Below are 24300 nucleotides of genomic sequence, written 5' to 3' on the forward strand. Positions count from 1 at the left end.
TCCCCCAAGACCGGCGACACCGGCGGGAAGAGCACCCCCACGCAAAAGCCCGCCTCCGCCGCGCAGGGCACGCCCACCAGCCCCTCGGACTCGAAGTCATCGCCCGCGGGGCAAGGCTCCCAGCAGCCGGGGCGTGGAGGCCCGGGACGGCAGCCGGGAAGCTCGTCCACGACTGCACCACCGCAGGACGGCGAGGTGACGTGGATCGCGGACAAGGCCGTCAAGAAGAGCGACTGGCGGACTTCCACGGGCAGAGGAATGCGCAAAAGGGCGAAGCGAGCCATCCCGAAGCTCGCCGGTCCGCTGACACAAGGCGGCTTCCCCACCCACCCCGTGGACGCGAAGAAGCAGATCGGGAAGCGCTTCCCCAAGGGAGAGCTGTTCAGCGATGCCGAGTGGAACGCCTTCAAGGAGCTCTCCTCGACCCCCGAGGGACAGACCTGGCTCAACGCCTCGGGCATGCTCACGCACGACCAGATCGAGCAGTACCTCTCGAACGACAACGCCGAGAAGTTCCGCGGCTTCCACCTGCTCCACAAGCCGAGCAAGGTCGTCCTGGCGAGCTACGTCTCGCGCCAGATGCAAGGCGGCGATGACGGCAAGCGCTTCGAGGGCACGCCTCCTTTGGCGGTGGCCCTGTCCATGGAGGCGAGACACACGACCGACCCGGCGAGGAGGGACGAGCTCAAGAAGCAGATCGACCAGCTCATCGCCAACGAATGGGCCAAGACGCTCGAGTACACCGAGCCCAACGACGACGCGGACACGGCCATGAACCACGGCGCCGTGCTGGCGCCGAAGACGCTCAAGGACAGCTTGACGTTCACAGAGCCCAGGCCGCTCACGAGGGACGAGGCCCTCGAACGGCACCGGCAGTCGATCGAGGTGCTCAAGAACATCTTCCACCTGCTCCAGGCCGGCGCCGAGATCTACGACGCCGGCTCGAAGACCCATGTCCCGCTCGAGGGCGTGCCGGTCGCCAAGCTCCTGTCGCACGGCGGCCGCGTCAACATCCGGGTCCCCCAGAGCAAGCTGCCCTACGCGCTGACAGAGTTCCTCGGCATCACCGACAGCAACGGTAAACCCAGGGCCGGCGTGTTCAAGCGCGACTTCGGGACGCACCACATGTCGCTCAGCAAGGGGAAGTTCAAGGAGCAGGGCGGGCAGTACGCCGCGATCAGGTCCAAGCTGGACGACACGGAGCTCTACGGCATCAACCTCGCCATCGGCGGCTTCGGCCTCAAGGACTTCAACGGCGACATCATCCTGAACGACGGCGCCCACGGGCACATCTTCATCGGCTACCGCCCGCCCAGGCCGGACAGGCACGGCGCGCTCCAGATCGGCATCGAGACCACCGGACCAGGCGCGCCCAGCACCGTCGGCTACGTCCACAACTGGCGCTCCACCGAGAAGACAGCCAACCCCATCTCCAGCGTCGGCGGCCTCAAGCAGGACAAGATCGGCGATGAGAAGGGCAAGAACGCCCGCACCGTCGACCTGCGCAAGTTCGGGGACGACTGGAAAGGACCCCTCGAGGACCGAGCGGACCAGTTCGCGCACGACGTCAAGGAAAACCCGACAGAGGCGATCAAGAACCTCGTCGGCCCGCGCGAAATTCCGCCGCAGGACACCGTGGATACCGCGCCGCTCGCCGCCGACGAGCCGTCCGATGGGTCGTCCGATGGATCGTCCGATGGGTCGTCCGACGAGTCGGACGACGCGTCGGATCGGTCCGAGCGAGGTTCGCGGCGCGGGGATCGCCGCGATCCGCCGGGTGACACCGCGTCCGACCCGAAGCGAGGCGCCAAGGATCCCGGGCAGGGCTCGGATCAGCGGACGCGAGGGGCCGAGCAAGCCCCCAAGGGCAACGAGCCCAGCGAGACGCTCGGTGAAGCGCCGCAGCAGATGACGGCCAGGACGCCAGAGGCCTCGAGTCCTGGCCCGGAAGCTGGGACGACGCAAAGCGCTCCAGGCAAGGCGCCGGAGAGACCTGGCCAGCCCCGGCCGGAGACGACCTCGCAGTCGCCCGCGCAGCGCTCCACGACCCCGGCGACGGCCATCACCACGGGAATGCAGGCGCCGGTCGCGCCGCCCGCGCCCACCAGACCGGGGTGGCTCGGCAAGAAGCTCGGCACCGGTGGACACGGGTTCGCCGGGATGGTCTCCAACAAGGGCGCCGCCGACCGCGAGCAGGCGCTGGCGGACCAGTACGAGCTGCAGATCGGACCGGACGACGACGGCGCCGACGACACGCACTTCTCGCACAAGATGCTCGATCATATCGAGAAGGCCCTCGGTGATCTGCCGCCCGAGCACATCACTGGCAGCCCGACGCTGCGGGCGATCATCCGCGACATCTCCTCGGAGGAAGCGGCGAGCGCGTACGACGAGCTCACCGACACCATCAATATCGTCAATCCCCCGAAGGTACCCACCTTCATCTACAGCCGCCTCAACCGGCGCTGGAACATCCAGCGAAAGCAGATGGATCGCGGCGCCATGCGGGACTACAAGGGCGTCGACAAGGAGCAGGACAGGGCGCTCGGCATCACCGAAAAGCGCCACGTCATGGGCGGCGTGTCCGACGTGCTCGCCAATGGCAACCTGGTCAAGTGGACGATGCGCCACGAGGTCGCCCACTCCATCGACAAGCTGGTCGACTGGAGGAGCCTCGCCGGGGAAGACCGGTTCGGCGGCTGGAAGGTGCACTCCGACACGCGGGATCTCGAGGATGTCACTCGCGCCATCTTCGCCAAGGCGGGCATCACCGACGACGAGGCGAACAGCGAGACCGACGGCGTCTCCCTGATCCAGACCTTCGCCTCCTTCCTCCATGCGCCCTCTCGGCGCGCGGACATGAAGCCCCTGGAGAAGTATCCCGCCGACGCCGCCTCCGGGAACCCAGACCTGAAGGACAAGCTCGAAAAGGCCGTCCGCACCGTCAAGATCGCCATGGCCCAGCCCTGGACGCTGGACGACGGGGGCGCGTCGGAGCTGGAAGTCGACGGCCGTATCTACCACGTCGACCAGGACAACAACTGGGTCAGCTACCGCCAGGACGCCCGCAACAACGCCGTCTCCAACTACCAGTTCTCCACGCCCGCGGAGTGGTTCGCCGAGACCTACGCGTCCTACTACGACCCCAACCCCGCGCCGAAGGCGCGACTGACCCAGGCGGTGCGCGACTTCTTCGAGAACGAGCTCGCGGACCTGGTCAACCAGGGGCGGGAGCGGTGGCAACGCATCAACGAGAACACCCGGAATGCCGAGCTGGGCACCGGGACCCAGCCGCCCGCGGGGAGCTCAGCGAACCCCGGCGCAGCGAGCTCCAGCGCGGTCACCGTGGGCTTTTCCCCGGACCTCACGTCCGGAGATCGCCCCAGCGGTTCGCGCTCGGCGAGCCCGCCTCGCGACGCGAACGGTGATCCCCAGCAGAGCCCGCCGCGCGAGGCGACGCGCGCCCCGCAGGACGGCGCTCCCCAGGAGACCGGCGGCACCCACGAGAGCCTGGGCAACACCCAGGCCGCCTTGCAGGCGCTCATCGACGCCAGCAAGAGCTGGTCTCATCCGGCCTCGCCCACGAACAAGCGGGACGCCAAGAACCTCCTCGGCGACATCCTGCGTTCCCAGGGCGTGGACAGGTCGCTCGTCGACAGGCTCGCGGAGATCATCGACGACCCCGACTCCCTCTCCCAGCACGAGTTCGCCATCTGCGCGCTGCAAAGCGTGCTCCGCACGCAGCTCACGTCCGACCTGTCCGGGTTCGCGCGCGTGGTCGCGGCCGAGTTCACCGGCAAGCTCTTCGATCGCGATGGCAAGCAGATCGCCGACTTCTCGCTCGACAACCAGGGCGAACGTCGCGCGACGACGAGCACCCAGGCGATCGACGATCCCATCCAGAGCGTCATCCGCGGCGAGCTCCCGCTCACAGACGCCCCCATCGGCAACAAGCTGCTCCAGAACGGCGTCAAGAAGGCCGGGGCCAGGCGCGCCGACCTCGAAAACAAGGGGCGCGCGTGGTCCGACAAGCACGTCCTCGATTACCTGCTCGCCCGGGGCCTCGGCAAGATGCTGAGCAAGCTCGCCCCCGAGCAGTACAAGGCCGACGTCGAGTACACCACCGGCGTCGTCCCCGGCTACGTCGACAAGAGGGCCCCGAGGGCGAAGGGCGCGACCGGCCCGTCCAAGAAGCACGGTGATCTGCTGGTCTCGGCCAATTCGCTGGTGACGCTCTTCACCGACATCCTCGGCGGCCACGCCCAGACCATGGTCGTCGGCGACAAGCATGACGTCGACCGCATCAACGACGCGCTCGCGAGGCCCGAGCAGGCGCCCTTCGCCCTGGGTACGTTCCTCGACGGCAAGGGGCTCGTCGAGCGCGCGGCGGAGTTCGCGAAGGATCCCACCACCGCCAGGCCGTTCGACACGGCGGCCACGAGCGACACGTCCAGCGCGCACCAGGTCGTCATCAATGGCGAGATCACCGAGGACGGCGAGCATTATGTCGTCCCGTTGCACACCTGGCAGCAGAGCTTCTCCATCAAGGTGAAGAAGGACCTGCTGCCGTCGCTCTTGCCGGTCTTCACCTTCGGCACCTATCTCCCGTCGCAAGCGCCGGCGGCGAACGGCCCCGCCCGGAGCCAGCCGCCGAAGGACAATGCGTTGACCCAGCTCACCACGGGGGGCGAGGACGCGCTCGGCACCGGGGGACACGGGCTCGGCGGGCTGTTCGCCAACAAGGGCGCCGCCGAGCGCGAGCAGGCGCTGGCGGACCAGTACGAGCTGCAGGTCGGACCGAGCGACGACAGCGGCGGCAAGCACTTCTCGCACAAGATGCTCGACCGCATCGAGAAGGTGCTCGGTGAGCTGCCGTCGGACCACGTCACCGGCAATCCGACGCTGCGGGCCATCATCCGCGACATCTCCTCGGAGCGATCGGCGAGCGAGTACGACGAGCTCACCGACACCATCAACATCGTCAATCCCAAGCTCAAGAACATCGAGGTCCCCAGCTGGCTGTACAGCCGGCTCAACCGGGGCGTGAGCTGGCAGCGATACCTCATGGATCGCGGCGCCAAGGCGGACTACGACGGCATCAGCAAGGAGCAGGACAAGGCGCTCGGTATCACGGGACGCCGCAAGGTCATGGGCGGCGTGTCCGACGTGCTCGCCCATGGCAACCTGGTCAAGTGGACGATGCGCCACGAGGTCGCCCACTCCATCGACAAGCTGGTCGACTGGAGGAGCCTCGCCGGGGAAGACCGGTTCGGCGGCTGGAGGGTGCACTCCGACACGCGCGATTTCGAGGACGTCGCCCGCGCCATCCTCGCCAAGGCGGGCATCACCGACGACGAGGCGAACAGCGAGACCGGCGGCGTCTCCCTGATCCAGACCTTCGCCTCCTTCCTCCATGCGCCCTCGCGGCGTGAGGACATGACTCCCCTGGAGGAGTTTCCCGCCGACGCCGCCTCCGAGAACCCGGACCTGAAGGACAAGCTCGAGAAGGCCGTCCGCGCCGTCAAGATCGCCATGGCCCAGCCCTGGACGCTGGTCGACGGCGGCGCGTCGGAGCTGGAAGTCGACGGCCGTATCTACCACGTCGACCAGTACGACAACTGGGTCAGCTACCGCCAGGACGCTCGCAACAACGCCGTCTCCAACTACCAGTTCTCCACGCCCGCGGAGTGGTTCGCCGAGACCTACGCGTCCTACTACGACCCCGACCCCGCCCCGAAGGCGCGACTGACCCAGGCGGTGCGCGACTTCTTCGAGAACGAGCTCCCGGACCTGGTCACCAGCGGGCGGGAGAGATGGCAACGCATCAACGAGAACACCCGGAACGCCGAGCAGAGCGCCGGGACACGCCCGCCGACAGGGAGCGCAGCGAGCGCCGTCACCAGCGGCTACAACCCGGCGGAGCGGCTGGCCGGGAACAACCCCGCGTCGGACAGCAGGGGTGAGGCGGCCGACCCGCAAGCGCAAGCCGACGAGATCCAGGAAGAGCCGGAGCCGCCGTCGGAGAGAGCGCCGGACCCGGCGACGTCTACCCCCGTCGAGGAGGTGACCTGGATCGTCGACAAGGCCGTCAAGAACACCATCTGGCGCACCGACACCGGCCCCCTCAGCCGCGACAGGGCCAAGCACGGCCTCTCCGCGATCCAGGGCCCGCTGCGCGCCAGCGGCTTCCCCCCCGACCCCACGACCGCCAAGGAACAGCTCGACGGACGCTTCCCCAGGGGACCGCTGCTCAGCGACGCCGAGTGGAGCGCCTTCGAGCAGCTCTCGTCCACCCCCCAGGGGCAGAGCTGGCTCAACGCCTCCGGCATGCTCACCCACGAGCAGGTCGAGAAGTACCTGTCGGACGACCGAAGCATCAACCCCGAGCAGTTCCGCGGCTTCCACAAGCTCCACAATGCGAGCAAGGTCATCCTCGCCAGCTACGTCTCGCGGCAGATGAAGGGCGGCGAAGCCGGCAAGCGCTTCGAGGGCACCCCGCCCGCGGCGTTGGCGCTGTCCATGGAGGCCAGGCACACCACCGATCCGGCCAGGCGAGATGAGCTCAAGAGGCTCATCGACCAGGGTATCGTCGAGGAATGGTCGAAGACCCTCGAGTACACCGAGCCCAACGACGCGGCGACCACGGCCATCAACAAGGGCGCCGTGCTCGCGCCGAAGACGCTCCTGAATTCGCTGACCTTCACCAACGGCAAGAGGCTCTCGAAGGACGAGGTCGTCAAGCGGCACGGGCAGTCGCTCACGGTGCTCAAGAACATCTTCCACCTGCTCCAGGAAGGCGCCGAGATCTACGACGGCGCCGCCAAGAGCCATGTCCCGCTGCAGGACGTGCCCGTCGCCAAGCTCCTGTCCCACGGCGGCCGCGTCAACGTCCAGATCCCCGCCGGCACCGCTCCGTACGCGCTCACCGAGCACCTCGGCATCACCGACAGCAAGGGCAATCCCATGCCCGGCGTGTTCAAGCGCCTCATCGGCACCCACCACGTCTCGTTCGCAGATGGCAAGTTCAAGGAGCAGGGCGGCCAGCTCGCCGCCCTCAAGGCCAAGTTCGACGACACCGAGCTCTACGGCATCAACCTCGCCGTCGGCGGGCTCGGCCTCAAGGACTTCAACGGCGATGTGATCCTGCCCGACGGCGCCCACGGTCACATGTTCATCGGCTACCGCCCGCCCAAGCCGGGTAGGCCCGGCGCGCTCCAGATCGGCATGGAGACCACCGGCCCTGGGGCGCCCAGCACCGTTGCCTATCCCCACAACTGGCGCTCCACCGAGAAGACAGCCAACCCCATCTCCAGCGTCGGTGGTCTCAAGCAGGACAAGATCGGCGACGAGAGCACCAAGAACGCCCGCACCGTCGACCTCGGAAAGCTCGGGAGCAACTGGGCCAAGACCCTCAAGGACCGCGCCGACAGGTTCGAGCAAGAGCTGAAGCAACGAGGCAAAGACGCGCTCACCGAGCTCCTCGGCCCGCGCACCCAGCCGCCGCAAGAGCTCCAGGACGCCCAGCAGCGGGCTGGAGGATCCGAGCGGGATCCCCGGGACGACGACCGCCGCGACCCGCCTGGAGACCCCGGGGCTGGCCCGGCGCAGGACACCGGCACGACCGCGCCCCCGGCGGAGAAGAAGAGCGGATTCTTCGCCACCGCGCCCAAGACAGATCCCACCGGGACCGGCGACGCGAGCACCACGGATCTCGAGGCCGAGGCCATGGAGGTGCTGAAGGAGCAGGAGACGCTCCGGATCTTCATTCCGCGGGCGCCCGGCAACGGCCATCAGGGCGCCTCGGTGCAGCTCATGAAGCGGCTCGTCCATCTCGGCTTCTCCGGCGAGTTCGACGTCGTCTACGACGACTCCAACGAGAGCGACGGCGATCCCACGAAGGAGAATGTCGGGGAGGGCGACAAGAAATACGGCCTCAACCGGCCGAAGCTCGAGAGCCTCTTGCCGGGTTTCAAGGCGAACGGCGATCCCATCCAGCGCCTCGAGACCGGCGGGCTCAAGGTCAACGTCATGGGCCTCAAGACGTTCAAGGCCCAGAGCGACCCGAAGCCGGCCAAGTACGGGCTCACTGGCGCCGTCGACAACCACGAGAAGCCGAAGGAGATATTGAACGAGCTCAAGGTGAGCTCCTTCGTCCAGCTCCAGCCCATGGGCTGGAACAGCGAGAGCGGAAGGCGGGGCGTCACCTACCGCGACAGCCAAGGCGAAGAGCAGTTCCACGAGGTCGAGGCGCTCGCCGGGCTCGGCTACATCTACGACACGACGGTGCCTGATGATCCGAAGGCCATGATCGTGAACGAGCTCGAGAAGAGCGGCGCCGCGGGCAAGACACCGGGCGTGCTCGCCTTCCTGGACGAGACCCCGAAGAACAAGGACGAGAGCCCCAGGACCCACACCATGGTCGTCTACGGGCTCGGTACGGGGATGGAGCCGAAGGCGGCCATCTTCGAGCTGTTCAACCTCATCACAGGGGTCCTGTACGCGCAGGATGATGAGAGCGCCGGAACAGATCTCAAGGACAAGGGCGCCATCGTCGGCGCGGCGGGCTGGACGGACAAGGAGGAGATCGCCACGCTCGACAGGATGCTGAGCGGGGCATGGGAGGGGGGGCTCCGGCTCATCGTCGACAAGGACGACTCTGTCGGGAAAGCCGACTGGGAAGCGCTCGTGGATCGCCTCAATCAACGGCTCCTCAAGGACGGCAAGCCGCGCGCGACGGTGATCAACATCGAGGACGAGGACGCGCCCGACCGCATGGCCAACGTCGGGCCCCACGAGGTGCTCGTCGTCGAGTTCTCGCCGGGCCGCCTCCCGATGCCCGTCTTCGAGTACCTCCGCTCCAGGACCTCCTTGCCCAACGGCTTCGAGAGCGTGAACGGCATGGACAAGGAGCGGCAGAACAAGCCCTATTTCCATGTAGGAAAGGATATCAGCAACAAGTTCCCGGGGGCAGACGAGCTCGACGGAATGGCCGGAGCGGACCAGGCGGCGGAGCAGGCCAAGCTCGTCGGGCAGCAGCTCCAGGGGCGCGCAGGGCTCGAGAACTGGAAGCTGAGCTATAACCACGACAACAGGCTGACGATCTTCCAGGCGATATCGGAGCTGGAGTCGGGCCGCACGCTGGAGTCGCCGAGGGAGGACGGACGCAAGGTCGCGCTCAAGGTCGTCGGCGACATCGTGACGGGCGAGGGCGAACGCAAGCTCAAGGCCACGGGCCGAAGCAAGCCTTACACGCGGACCGAGCTCAACCAGCTCTACGAGAAGAACAAGGAGCACATCTCGAACAAGCTCCAGGAGAGGGATCCCGACCGGCTCATCGGGCAATACCTCAACGACACACAGAAGCCCGACTCGAACCTGAGCAAGTACTTCGATGCGCTCAAGGCGCGGTCCGCGACCAAGGATCAGGTGAAGATCGCCTTCACCGAGCTCCTCCGGGTCGAGAAGGCTCCTCCCCCGCCGCCCGCCAACGACGGGGGCATGTGGACCGCGCCGGAGGCCGGTGCGTCCACCGGGGCTCAATCCCCCGCGCCCGGCAAGGACGGCATCGTCGCCCAGCCCGGAGACACCGCCGCCGCCCAGTCCGCGCCGACCGACGCCGCGGCGCCGGCCCCGTCGCTCGCCGAGCTGACCGACAGGGGAATGAAGCGCGGGCTGCGGGGGAGCGCCCTCGACGACTACACGCGCCACGCGCTCGCGACCGGCGATCCGGACCCGAACAGCTACCTCACATCGCTGGTGGACGACATCAAGGGGATGCCCTCCGAGTTCAAGGAGAGGGCCAAGGAGCTGATCGAGCACCCCGAGCGGATCGAGCAGCAGAACTTCGCCTTCTGCGGGCTCACGGCCATCGCCGAGGCGGCCCTCCACAACAACCCCATGAAGGCGATCGACGTCTTCAGATCGCTGTTCGACGCGACGCCCTTCCCGCTGGAGTCCGGCGGAGCCATCGGCGTCACGCCCAGCGCGGAGGAGGTGGCCCGAGGCAAGGACCCGAAGCGCAACGTGCTGCTCGGCGGCAGGATCAAGCAGATCGAGAGCATGTCCAGGCACACGGGCAAGGACTACGGCGACAAGCGGCTCGATATCATGCTCGCCCGTGCCCTGCCGAAGCTCTGGAAGAGCCGATCGAACGACAAGTACGACGCCTGGCGGGAGGACGTCGAGCGGAAGTTCGACAAGGGTTTCGCCCAGGGGAGAGACCAGCTCCAGGGAGCCGGCGCGCGCCTGAAGCGCGGCGACTTCCCGATGAGCGAGGAGGCCTATACCGGCATCCTCGAGGATGTCTTCGACGCGTCGGCGGTCAACGTCATGTCCGCTCCGAAAGGCGGCCATGACATCGACGCGATCAACGCCCTGCTCAACGACGACGCCAGCGCGCCGTTCGTGCACGGCATCGTCCTCGCCGGGCCGGTGAACGCCGCCGCGAACGGGGGCACATGGGACCCGTCCAAGGGCGACGGCGGGCTGCACCAGGTCAGGATCGCCGGTCCTATCGAGACGATCAGGACCCCCGACGGAGCGGACGGCTACGTCGTTCCGCTCTCGACCTACGGGAAGGTCATCCGGCTCCCGGTGCCCAAAGATAGGATGGGCGAGTACTTCCCGTACATCCTCACCGGCAACTGGCACCGGCCGCCGACGTCTCCAGCCGTGGAGTCGCCCTCGCAGGTCGCTCCCACGAGCCAGGCGCCCACGGCGGGCAAGAGCGGGTTCATTGTCGCCGCGCCCGCGAGCGACGGAACCGGAACTGGCGACGCGAGCGCCATCGGTCCTCAGACCGAGGCGCCGCCGCTCGTGCTCGCACTGAAGCGCAAAGACATCCCGAGAGCCATGCAGCTGGCACAGCAGCTGCTCGCGCCGACGGGAGGCGGCACAGCGGAGCTGGCTCCGGACGCGCAGACACAGCTGGCGCACGCGTTCTTCGTGGGTCCCATGCCGGCGCCGGGGCCGTCGGCGCCACGGGGCTACGACGCGCTGTTCGAGCAGGTCAAGAACCTCTCCTATGAGCTCGTGCAGAGCGGGCTCGGCGACGAGCGCACGCGGAGAACGTTGAGCCCCGTGGAGATGGAGCTCCTGCAGCACGCCGAGCAGTCGGACCTTGCCCCGGCGGAAATCAAGGCCAGGGCCATGGGCGCGCTGTCGGCCGCCACCCCCGTGCAAAGCACGGAAGCGGAAGACGACCAGCCCATCAGCACGAGGCAGGCCTTCATCGACGAGTTCATCGATGGGACGCAAGAGGCTCGCCTGCAGGACGACGGCATGACGTCCCGGGTGGCGGACGCGGCGCAGTCCGGGCCCGTGCGCATCTCCGACAGCGGCGTGAGGCCGGTCAGGGCGGGCAAGCTGCCGCTCGAGAACTACACGCTACAGAAGATCATCGGGAAAGGCGTCTCCGGCAACGTGGCGCTGGCCGAGCACCAGAGCCAGGGAGAGACCAAGAAGGCCGTCGTCAAGAAGATCAAGCTGGAGCCGGGCAAGGAGAGAGAGCAGCTCGACAACATCCTCCGGGAGTCCGCCATTCAGATGTACCTCATGGACCAGGGCGACGAGCCCGTGGTCGTCAAGCTCCAGAAGGCGCTCGTCGCCAAGGACTCCATCTACATCGTGCTCGAGCCTGCCGATGGGTCGCTGGAGAGCAACCTGCAGAAGAATCCGCCGAGCCGCACGCAGCTCATCAGCATCTTCCACGACCTGGCGGGGAGCTATGCAGTGATGCACAAGGCGGGCATCCTGCACAAGGACATCAAGGCCGACAACGTCCTGGTCAAGGACGGGAAGTCCCTCATCTCGGATTTCGGGCTGAGCAAGCGCATCGACGGGGTCCAGCAGCGCATCATCGAGGACACGAAGCGCTTCGGGCAGATGATCCTGGAGCACACCGAGGCGCTGGCGCGCGGTCAGCTCTCGGCGCGCGACCTGAAGACGCTGGATTCGTTGAAGAGCGACATGGGGTTCTTCAGCCCGACCAAGGTCGCCGCCTACAAGAAGCCGGAGGACCCGAGCACGGTCGACCAGCTGGTGGACATCGTTCGTCAGCTCTACAGCGATGACCCGGCGGCCCCCAAGGATGCCGGCTTCATGGACGCCATTCAGGACCAGCTCTGGGACGTCCGCACGCGATCGCTGATGGACGAGCTGAGCGATGCGGCATCCACCCGAAGCTGGTTCACCACGGCGCCGGCAGCGACGGGCGAAACGCGGGCCGAGGCGTCCGCGGTCTCGCACGATGCGACGGACGAGAGCGCTCAGTTCGGGGAGGCCCTCACGCTGTCGGCGTCTGACGGCGGACAGCGAGGCCGCGCGCCCAGCGGCGATCAGCGTCAGCCCGCAGCGTCACAGCCCTCTCCGCTCGTGCTCGCCCTGAAGGGCAGAGACATCCCGAGGGCGATGGAGCTGGCGCAGCAGCTGCTCGCGTCGGCGGAAGACGGCACAGCGGAGCTGGCGCCGGACGCGCAGACACAGCTGGCGCACGCGTTCTTCGTGGGCCCCATGCCGGAGCCTGGGCCGACGGCGCCGCCGGGCTACGACGCGCTGTTCGAGCAGGTGAAGAATCTCTCCTATGAGCTCGTGCAGAGCGGGCTCGGCGACGAGCGCACGCAGAGGGCGTTGAGCCCGGTGGAGATCGAGCTCCTGCAGCACGCCGAGCAGTCGGACCTTGCCCCGGCGGAGGTCAAGGCCAGGGCCATGGGCGCGCTGTCGGCCGCCACCCCCGTGCAAAGCACGGAAGCGGAAGACGACCAGCCCATCAGCACGAGGCAGGCCTTCATCGACGAGTTCATCGATGGGACGCAAGAGGCTCGCCTGCAGGAAGGCGGCATGACGTCCCGGGTGTCCGATGCAGCGCAGTCCGGCCCCGTGCGCATCTCCGACAGCGGCGTGAGGCCGGTCAAGGCGGGCAAGCTGCCGCTCGAGAACTACACGCTGCAGAAGATCATCGGAAAGGGCGTGTCGGGCAACGTCGCGCTGGCCGAACACCAGAGCCAGGGAGAGACGAAGAAGGTCGTCGTCAAGAAGATCAAGCTGGAGCCGGGCAAGGAGAGAGAGCAGGTCGACAACATCCTCCGCGAGTCCGCCATCCAGATGTACCTCATGGACCGGGGCGACGAGCCCGTGGTCGTCAAGCTCCAGAAGGCGCTCGTCGCCAAGGACTCCATCTACATCGTGCTCGAGCCTGCCGATGGGTCTCTGGAGAGCCACCTGCAGAAGGACCCGCCGAGCCGAACACAGCTCGCCAGCATCTTCCATGATCTGGCAGGAAGCTATGCAGAGATGCACAAGGCGGGCATCCTGCACAAGGACATCAAGGCCGACAACGTCCTGGTCAAGGACGGCAAATACCTCATCTCCGATTTCGGGCTGAGCAAGCGCATCGACGGGGTCCAGCAGCGCATCAACGAGGACGCGAAGCGCTTCGGGCTGATGATCCTGGAGCACACCGAGGCGCTGGCGCGCGGTCAGCTCTCGGCGCGCGACCCGAAGGCGCGAGAGTTCTCGCCGCGCGACCTGAAGACGCTGGATTCGTTGAAGAGCGACATGGGGTTCTTCAGCCTGACCAAGATCGACGCCTACACGATGCCGCGCAACCCGAGCACGGTCGACCAGCTCGTGGACATCGTTCGTCAACTCTACAGCAAGGACCCGACGGCCCCCAAGGATGCCGGCTTCATGGACCGCATCCAGGAGCAGCTCTGGGACGTCCGCACACGCTCGCTCATGGACGAGCTGAGCGACTCGGCACCCACCCGGAGCTGGTTCACCGGAAAGCAAGCGCGAGCCACAACGTCGACCGAGACGGGCGATCGCCCGGGCGGCGTCTACGCGCTCGGCTCGGACAAGGCGGTCCTGGACAACGCCAAGAACCTGGCCGGCAAAGATGGGCACAGACCGGTGTCGAGCGACCAGCTGGGCGAGCTCGGCGCGAACGACAAGCTCACCATCGTCGCACACGGCAGCACCGGCCGCTTCGGCGGCATGACGCCGGCAGAGCTCGCGACGCACCTCAAGGAAAGCGGGACGAAGGCGCTCGGGACGCTGAGCCTCAAAGGGTGCGAGAGCGCGGACTTCGCGCGCGACCTGATGGGAGAGCTCCAGAAGCAGGGGATCATCGTCGAGCGAATCACGGGGCGTAACGATCTCGTGACCATCACCAAGGACGGGCGGACGCTCGTCAAGGACGGCTCGCAATGGGTGCATCAGGCGCCCGGTACCAAGGTGGAGGTCCGGTCAGCAGAGAACGACACCGTTTCGGTGAAGGACGCCTACGCTCATCATGATGACGCGAGCGCCATCGAGGCGAGAAGCCGGGCCCTGCGCGAAGGGATCAACGCGGGGGCGTTGCCGGCGCTTCCGCAGCCCCACGGCGAGCAGCAGCAGCCCGCAGCGTCACAGCCGTCGCCGCTCGTGCTCGCGCTGAAGGGCAGAGACATCCCGAGGGCGATGGAGCTGGCGCAGCAGCTGCTCGCGCCGACGGGAGGCAGCACAGCGGAGCTGGCGCCGGACGCGCAGATACAGCTGGCGCACGGGTTCTTCGTGGGCCCCATGCCGGAGCCTGGGCCGACGGCGCCAGCGGGCTACGAGGCGCTGTTCGAGCAGGTCAAGAACCTCTCTTATCAACTCGTGGAGAGCGGGCTCGGTGACGAGCGCACGCCGAGCGCGTTGAGCCCGATGCAGGTGGAGCTCCTGCAGCACGCCGAGCAATCGGACCGTGCGCCGGCGGAGATCAAGGCCAGGGCCATGGGCGCGCTGTCGGCCGCCACCCCCGTGCAAAGCACGGAAGCGGAAGACGACCAGCCCATCAGCACGAGGCAGGCCTTCATCGACGAGTTCATCGATGGGACGCAACAGGCTCGCCTGCAGGACGGAGGGATAACGTCCCAGGTGGCCGATGCGGCGCAGTCCGGCCCCGTGCGCATCTCCGACGGCGGCGTGAGGCCGGTCAAGGCGGGCAAGCTGCCGCTCGAGAACTACACGCTGAAGAAGGTCATCGGAAAAGGCATCTCGGGCAACGTCGCGCTGGCCGAGCACCAGAGCCAAGGAGAGACGAAGAAGGTCGTCGTCAAGAAGATCAAGCTGGAGCCGGGCAAGGAGAGAGAGCAGGTCGACAACATCCTCCGCGAGTCCGCCATCCAGATGTACCTCATGGACCGGGGCGACGAGCCCGTGGTCGTCAAGCTCCAGAAGGCGCTCGTCGCCAAGGACTCCATCTACATCGTGCTCGAGCCTGCCGACGGCTCTCTCGAGAGCCACCTGCAGAAGGATCCGCCGAGCCGCACGCAGCTCATCAGCATCTTCCACGACCTGGCGGGAAGCTATGCAGAGATGCACAGAGCAGGCATCCTGCACAAGGACATCAAGGCGGACAACGTCCTGGTGAAGGACAAAAAGTACCTCATCTCGGACTTCGGATTGAGCAAGCGCATCGACGGCGATGGCCAGCGCATCGACGAGGACACGAGGCGCTTCGGGCAAATGATCCTGGAGCACACCGAGGCGCTGCCGCCCGGTCAGCTCTCGGCGCGGGACCGGAAGACGCTGGAGTCGTTGAAGAGCGACATGGGGTTCTTCAGCCTGACCAAGATCGACGCCTACACGATGCCGCGCAACCCGAGCACGGTCGACCAGCTCGTGGACATCGTTCGTCAGCTCTACAGCAAGGATCCGGCAGCCCCCAAGGATGCCGGCTTCATGGACCGCATCCAGGACCAGCTCTGGGACGTCCGCACACGCTCGCTCATGGACGAGCTGAGCGACTCGGCACCCACCCGGAGCTGGTTCACCGGAAAGCAGGCGCGAGCCACGACGTCGACCGAGACGGGCGATCGCCCGGGCGGCGTCTACGCGCTCGGCTCGGACAACGCGGTCCTGGACAACGCCAGGAACCTGGCCGGCAAAGATGGGCACAGGCCGGTGTCGAGCGACCAGCTGCGAGAGCTCGACGCGAACGACAAGCTCACCATCGTGGCACACGGCAGCACCGGCCGCTTCGGGGGCATGACGCCGGCAGAGCTCGCGGAGCACCTCAAGGAAAACGGCGCGAAGGCGCTCGGAACGCTGAGCCTCAAAGGGTGCGAGAGCGCGGACTTCGCGCGCGAGCTCATGGGAGAGCTCCAGAAGCAGGGGATCTTCGTCGAGCGAATCACGGGGCGCAACGATCTCGTGACCATCACCAAGGACGGGCGGACGCTCGTCAAAGACGGCTCGCAATGGGTGCATCAGGCGCCCGGTACCAAGGTGGAGGTCCGGCCAGGAGAGAACGACACCGTTTCGGTGAAGGACGCCTACGCTCATCATGATGACGCGAGCGCCATCGAGGCGAGAAGCCGGGCCCTTCGCGAAGGGATCAACGCGGGGTCGTTGCCGGCTTCGCCGCTTGAAGGCGGACAGCACGCCCGCGCGTCCAGCGGCGAGCAGCCCGCAGCGCCACCGCCCTCTCCCCTCGTGCTCGCCCTGAAGGGCAGAGACGTCCCGAGGGCGATGGAGCTGGCGCAGCAGCTGCTCGCGTCGGCGGAAGACGGCACAGCGGAGCAGGCTTCAGACGCGCAGATACAGCTGGCGCACGGGTTCTTCGTGGGCCCCATGCCGACGCCGGGGCCGTCGGCGCCAGCGGGCTACGAGGCGCTGTTCGAGCAGGTGAAGAATCTCTCCTATGAGCTCGTGCAGAGCGGGCTCGGCGACGAGCGCACGCAGAGAGCGTTGAGCCCGGTGGAGATCGAGCTCCTGCAGCACGCCGAGCAGTCGGACCTTGCCCCGGCGGAGGTCAAGGCCAGGGCCATGGGCGCGCTGTCGGCCGCCACCCCCGTGCAGAGCGCGGAAGCGGGAGAAGACGACCAGCCCATCAGCACGAGGCAGGTCTTCATCGACGAGTTCATCGATGGGACGCAACAGGCTCGCCTGCAGGACGGAGGGATAACGTCCCAGGTGGCCGATGCGGCGCAGTCCGGCCCTGTGCGCATCTCTGACAGCGGCGTGAGGCCGGTCAAGGCGGGCAAGCTGCCGCTCGAGAACTACACGCTACAGAAGATCATCGGAAAGGGCATCTCGGGCAACGTCGCGCTGGCCGAGCACCAGAGCCAAGGAGAGAATAAAAAGGTCGTCGTCAAGAAGATCAAGCTGGAGCCGGGCAAGGAGAGAGAGCAGGTCGACAACATCCTCCGCGAGTCCGCCATCCAGATGTACCTCATGGACCGGGGCGACGAGCCCGTGGTCGTCAAGCTCCAGAAGGCGCTCGTCGCGAAGGACTCCATCTACATCGTGCTCGAGCCTGCCGATGGGTCTCTTGAGAGCCACCTGCAGAAAGACCCGCCGAGCCGCACGCAGCTCATCAGCATCTTCCACGACCTGGCGGGAAGCTATGCAGAGATGCACAAGGCAGGTATCCTGCACAAGGACATCAAGGCCGACAATGTACTGGTGAAGGACGGGAAATACCTCGTCTCCGATTTCGGATTGAGCAAGCGCATCGACGGCGATGGCCAGCGCATCGACGAGGACACGAGGCGCTTCGGACAGATGATCCTGGAGCACACCGAGGCGCTGCCGCCCGGTCAGCTCTCGGCGCGGGACCGGAAGACGCTGGAGTCGTTGAAGAGCGACATGGGGTTCTTCAGCCTGACCAAGATCGACGCCTACACGATGCCGCGCAACCCGAGCACGGTCGACCAGCTCGTGGACATCGTTCGTCAACTCTACAGCAAGGACCCGACGGCCCCCAAGGATGCCGGCTTCATGGACCGCATCCAGGAGCAGCTCTGGGACGTCCGCACACGCTCGCTCATGGACGAGCTGAGCGACTCGGCACCCACCCGGAGCTGGTTCACCGGAAAGCAAGCGCGAGCCACAACGTCGACCGAGACGGGCGATCGCCCGGGCGGCGTCTACGCGCTCGGCTCGGACAACGCGGTCCTGGACAACGCCAGGAACCTGGCCGGCAAAGATGGGCACAGGCCGGTGTCGAGCGACCAGCTGCGAGAGCTCGACGCGAACGACAAGCTCACCATCGTGGCACACGGCAGCACCGGCCGCTTCGGGGGCATGACGCCGGCAGAGCTCGCGGAGCACCTCAAGGAAAACGGCGCGAAGGCGCTCGGAACGCTGAGCCTCAAAGGGTGCGAGAGCGCGGACTTCGCGCGCGAGCTCATGGGAGAGCTCCAGAAGCAGGGGATCTTCGTCGAGCGAATCACGGGGCGCAACGATCTCGTGACCATCACCAAGGACGGGCGGACGCTCGTCAAAGACGGCTCGCAATGGGTGCATCAGGCGCCCGGTACCAAGGTGGAGGTCCGGCCAGGAGAGAACGACACCGTTTCGGTGAAGGACGCCTACGCTCATCATGATGACGCGAGCGCCATCGAGGCGAGAAGCCGGGCCCTTCGCGAAGGGATCAACGCGGGGTCGTTGCCGGCTTCGCCGCTTGAAGGCGGACAGCACGCCCGCGCGTCCAGCGGCGAGCAGCCCGCAGCGCCACCGCCCTCTCCCCTCGTGCTCGCCCTGAAGGGCAGAGACGTCCCGAGGGCGATGGAGCTGGCGCAGCAGCTGCTCGCGTCGGCGGAAGACGGCACAGCGGAGCAGGCTTCAGACGCGCAGATACAGCTGGCGCACGGGTTCTTCGTGGGCCCCATGCCGACGCCGGGGCCGTCGGCGCCAGCGGGCTACGAGGCGCTGTTCGAGCAGGTGAAGAATCTCTCCTATGAGCTCGTGCAGAGCGGGCTCGGCGACGAGCGCACGCAGAGAGCGTTGAGCCCGGTGGAGATCGAGCTCCTGCAGCACGCCGAGCAGTCGGACCTTGCCCCGGCGGAGGTCAAGGCCAGGGCCATGGGCGCGCTGTCGGCCGCCACCCCCGTGCAGAGCGCGGAAGCGGGAGAAGACGACCAGCCCATCAGCACGAGGCAGGTCTTCATCGACGAGTTCATCGATGGGACGCAACAGGCTCGCCTGCAGGACGGAGGGATAACGTCCCAGGTGGCCGATGCGGCGCAGTCCGGCCCTGTGCGCATCTCTGACAGCGGCGTGAGGCCGGTCAAGGCGGGCAAGCTGCCGCTCGAGAACTACACGCTACAGAAGATCATCGGAAAGGGCATCTCGGGCAACGTCGCGCTGGCCGAGCACCAGAGCCAAGGAGAGAATAAAAAGGTCGTCGTCAAGAAGATCAAGCTGGAGCCGGGCAAGGAGAGAGAGCAGGTCGACAACATCCTCCGCGAGTCCGCCATCCAGATGTACCTCATGGACCGGGGCGACGAGCCCGTGGTCGTCAAGCTCCAGAAGGCGCTCGTCGCGAAGGACTCCATCTACATCGTGCTCGAGCCTGCCGATGGGTCTCTTGAGAGCCACCTGCAGAAAGACCCGCCGAGCCGCACGCAGCTCATCAGCATCTTCCACGACCTGGCGGGAAGCTATGCAGAGATGCACAAGGCAGGTATCCTGCACAAGGACATCAAGGCCGACAATGTACTGGTGAAGGACGGGAAATACCTCGTCTCCGATTTCGGATTGAGCAAGCGCATCGACGGCGATGGCCAGCGCATCGACGAGGACACGAGGCGCTTCGGACAGATGATCCTGGAGCACACCGAGGCGCTGCCGCCCGGTCAGCTCTCGGCGCGGGACCGGAAGACGCTGGAGTCGTTGAAGAGCGACATGGGGTTCTTCAGCCTGACCAAGATCGACGCCTACACGATGCCGCGCAACCCGAGCACGGTCGACCAGCTCGTGGACATCGTTCGTCAACTCTACAGCAAGGACCCGACGGCCCCCAAGGATGCCGGCTTCATGGACCGCATCCAGGAGCAGCTCTGGGACGTCCGCACACGCTCGCTCATGGACGAGCTGAGCGACTCGGCACCCACCCGGAGCTGGTTCACCGGAAAGCAAGCGCGAGCCACAACGTCGACCGAGACGGGCGATCGCCCGGGCGGCGTCTACGCGCTCGGCTCGGACAAGGCGGTCCTGGACAACGCCAAGAACCTGGCCGGCAAAGATGGGCACAGACCGGTGTCGAGCGACCAGCTGCGAGAGCTCGGCGCGAACGACAAGCTCACCATCGTGGCACACGGCAGCCCCGGCCGCTTCGGCGGCATGACGCCGGCAGAGCTCGCGGCGCACCTCAAGGAAAACGGCGCGAAGGCGCTCGGGACGCTGAGCCTCAAAGGGTGCGAGAGCGCGGACTTCGCGCGCGACCTGATGGGAGAGCTCCAGAAGCAGGGGATCTCCGTCGAGCGAATCACGGGGCGCAACGATCTCGTGACCATCACCAAGGACGGGCGGACGCTCGTCAAGGATGGCTCGCAATGGGTGCATCAGGCGCCCGGTACCAAGGTGGAGGTCCGGTCAGGAGAGAACGACACTGTTTCGGTGAAGGACGCCTACGCTCATCATGATGACGCGAGCGCTATCGAGGCGAGAAGCCGGGCCCTGCGCGAAGGGATCAACGCGGGGGCGTTGCCGGCGCTTCCGCAGCCCCACGGCGAGCAGCAGCAGCCCGCAGCGTCACAGCCCTCTCCGCTCGTGCTCGCCCTGAAGGGCAGAGACATCCCGAGGGCGATGGAGCTGGCGCAGCAGCTGCTCGCGTCGGCGGAAGACGGCACAGCGGAGCTGGCGCCGGACGCGCAGACACAGCTGGCGCACGCGTTCTTCGTGGGCCCCATGCCGGAGCCTGGGCCGACGGCGCCGCCGGGCTACGACGCGCTGTTCGAGCAGGTGAAGAATCTCTCCTATGAGCTCGTGCAGAGCGGGCTCGGCGACGAGCGCACGCAGAGGGCGTTGAGCCCGGTGGAGATCGAGCTCCTGCAGCACGCCGAGCAGTCGGACCTTGCCCCGGCGGAGGTCAAGGCCAGGGCCATGGGCGCGCTGTCGGCCGCCACCCCCGTGCAAAGCACGGAAGCGGAAGACGACCAGCCCATCAGCACGAGGCAGGCCTTCATCGACGAGTTCATCGATGGGACGCAACAGGCTCGCCTGCAGGAAGGCGGCATGACGTCCCGGGTGTCCGATGCAGCGCAGTCCGGCCCCGTGCGCATCTCCGACAGCGGCGTGAGGCCGGTCAAGGCGGGCAAGCTGCCGCTCGAGAACTACACGCTGCAGAAGATCATCGGAAAGGGCGTCTCCGGCAACGTCGCGCTGGCCGAACACCAGAGCCAGGGAGAGACGAAGAAGGTCGTCGTCAAGAAGATCAAGCTGGAGCCGGGCAAGGAGAGAGAGCAGGTCGACAACATCCTCCGCGAGTCCGCCATCCAGATGTACCTCATGGACCAGGGCGACGAGCCCGTGGTCGTCAAGCTCCAGAAGGCGCTCGTCGCGAAGGACTCCATCTACATCGTGCTCGAGCCTGCCGATGGCTCTCTGGAGAGCCACCTGCAGAAGGACCCGCCGAGCCGAACACAGCTCGCCAGCATCTTCCATGATCTGGCAGGAAGCTATGCAGAGATGCACAAGGCGGGCATCCTGCACAAGGACATCAAGGCCGACAACGTCCTGGTCAAGGACGGCAAATACCTCATCTCCGATTTCGGGCTGAGCAAGCGCATCGACGGCGTCCAGCAGCGCATCAACGAGGACGCGAAGCGCTTCGGGCTGATGATCCTGGAGCACACCGAGGCGCTGGCGCGCGGTCAGCTCTCGGCGCGCGACCCGAAGGCGCGAGAGTTCTCGCCGCGCGACCTGAAGACGCTGGATTCGTTGAAGAGCGACATGGGGTTCTTCAGCCCGACCAAGATCGCCGCCTACACGATGCCGCGCAACCCGAGCACGGTCGACCAGTTCGTGGACATCGTTCGTCAGCTCTACAGCGATGACCCGGCGGCTCCCAAGGATGCCAGCTTCATGAAGGGCATCCAGGACCAGCTCTGGGACGTCCGCACACGCTCGCTGTTGGACGAGCTGAGCGACTCGGCACCCACCCGGAGCTGGTTCACCGGAAAGCAGGCGCGGGCCACGACGTCGGCCGAGACGGGCGATAACGTGGGCGGCGTCTACGCGCTCGGCTCGGACAAGGCGGTCCTGGACAACGCCAGGAACCTGGCCGGCAAAGATGGGCACAGGCCGGTGTCGAGCGACCAGCTGCGAGAGCTCGGCGCGAACGACAAGCTCACCATCGTCGCACACGGCAGCACCGGCCGCTTCGGCGGCATGACGCCGGCAGAGCTCGCGACGCACCTCAAGGAAAGCGGGACGAAGGCGCTCGGGACGCTGAGCCTCAAAGGGTGCGAGAGCGCGGACTTCGCGCGCGACCTGATGGGAGAGCTCCAGAAGCAGGGGATCATCGTCGAGCGAATCACGGGGCGTAACGATCTCGTGACCATCACCAAGGACGGGCGGACGCTCGTCAAGGACGGCTCGCAATGGGTGCATCAGGCGCCCGGTACCAAGGTGGAGGTCCGGTCAGCAGAGAACGACACCGTTTCGGTGAAGGACGCCTACGCTCATCATGATGACGCGAGCGCCATCGAGGCGAGAAGCCGGGCCCTGCGCGAAGGGATCAACGCGGGGGCGTTGCCGGCGCTTCCGCAGCCCCACGGCGAGCAGCAGCAGCCCGCAGCGTCACAGCCGTCGCCGCTCGTGCTCGCGCTGAAGGGCAGAGACATCCCGAGGGCGATGGAGCTGGCGCAGCAGCTGCTCGCGCCGACGGGAGGCAGCACAGCGGAGCTGGCGCCGGACGCGCAGACAGCGCTGGCGCACGGGTTCTTCGTGGGCCCCATGCCGGAGCCTGGACCGATGGCGCCGCCGGGCTACGCTGCGCTGTTCGAGCAGGTCAAGGACCTCTCTTATCAGCTCGTGGAGAGCGGGCTCGGTGACGAGCGCACGCTGAGCGCGTTGAGCCCGATGCAGGTGGAGCTCCTGCAGCACGCCGAGCAATCGGACCGTGCCCCGGCCGCGATCAAGGCCAGGGCCATGGGCGCGCTGTCGGCCGCCACCCCCGTGCACAGCGCGGAAGCGGAAGCGGAAGACGACCAGCCTATCAGCACGAGGCAAGCCTTCATCGACGAGTTCATCGATGGGACACAACAGGCTCGCCTGCAGGAAGGCGGCATAACGTCCCGGGTGGCCGATGCGGCGCAGTCCGGCCCCGTGCGCATCTCCGACGGCGGCGTGAGGCCGGTCAAGGCGGGCAAGCTGCCGCTCGAGAACTACACGCTGCAGAAGGTCATCGGAAAAGGCATCTCCGGCAACGTCGCGCTGGCCGAGCACCAGAGCCAGGGACGGACGCAGAAGGTCGTCGTCAAGAAGATCAAGCTGGAGCCGGGCAAGGAGAGAGAGCAGGTCGACAACATCCTCCGCGAGTCGGCGATCCAGATGTACCTCATGGATCAAGACTCCGAGCCGGTGGTCGTCAAGCTCCAGAAGGCGCTCGTCGCCAGGGATTCGATCTACATCGTGCTCGATCCCGCCGAGGGGTCTCTGGAGAGCCACCTGCAGAAGAATCCGCCGAGCCGGACGCAGCTCATCAGCATCTTCCACGACCTGGCGGGGAGCTATGCAGAGATGCACAGGGTGGGCATCCTGCACAAGGACATCAAGGCCGATAACGTCCTGGTCAAGGACGGGAAATACCTCGTCTCCGATTTCGGGCTGAGCAAGCGCATCGACGGGGCCCAGCAGCGCATCAACGAGGACGCGAAGCGCTTCGGGCTGATGATCCTGGAGCACACCGAGGCGTTGGCCGGCGCTCAGCTCTCGGCGCGCGACCGGGAGACGCTGGCTTCGTTGAAGAACGATCTGGAGATCGTCAGCCCGACCAAGATCGCCGACTACACGATGCCGCGCGACCCGAGCACGGTCGAGAAGCTCGTGGACATCGTCCGTCAGCTCTACAGCGACGGCGTCCGGGATGCCGACTTCATGAACCAGATCCAGGGCCAGCTCTGGGAGCTCCGCACGCGCTCGCTGATGGACGAGGTGAGCGATGCGGCCCCCACCCGGAGCTGGTTCGCCACGACGCCAGCACAGGCCACGACGCCGGTAGCGACGGGCGAAACGCCCCGCGAGGCGCCCGCGCAATTGACCGACGCGCCGGCTACCCTCGACGGCAACGCCCCCATCCCCCCGCCGATCGACGCCCTGGTGCGGACGCTGGTCGAGAAGAGCGGCGCCTGGTCCTCTCCGCGCACGCAGGCGGACAAGCGGGAGGCCATCGCGCTCGTCACCGAGCTCCTGCAGCAGCTCGGCATGGACGCGAAGGTGGTCGACAGGGGCGAGCAGGGCAAAGACGGGCCCGACGACGAGCACTCCGCCTGCACGTGCGTCCGCTAGCTCCCTCGGGGCTCCGCCCCGAACCCCGCGTCCGCTTCG

At 66.9% G+C, this 24300-nt stretch carries 1 protein-coding gene; it reads left to right on the plus strand.

From position 1 onward, the window contains the following. Nucleotides 1-195 precede the first annotated feature (195 nt). Nucleotides 196-24261, plus strand: a complete 24066-nt coding sequence (locus tag WME96_RS37135; RefSeq protein ID WP_437286310.1) for a protein kinase domain-containing protein — start codon at nucleotides 196-198, stop codon at nucleotides 24259-24261. The last annotated feature ends 39 nt before the right edge of the window (nucleotides 24262-24300 follow it).

The organism is Sorangium sp. So ce406 (assembly GCF_051474675.1).
GTDB classification, from domain to species: domain Bacteria; phylum Myxococcota_A; class Polyangia; order Polyangiales; family Polyangiaceae; genus Sorangium; species Sorangium cellulosum_G.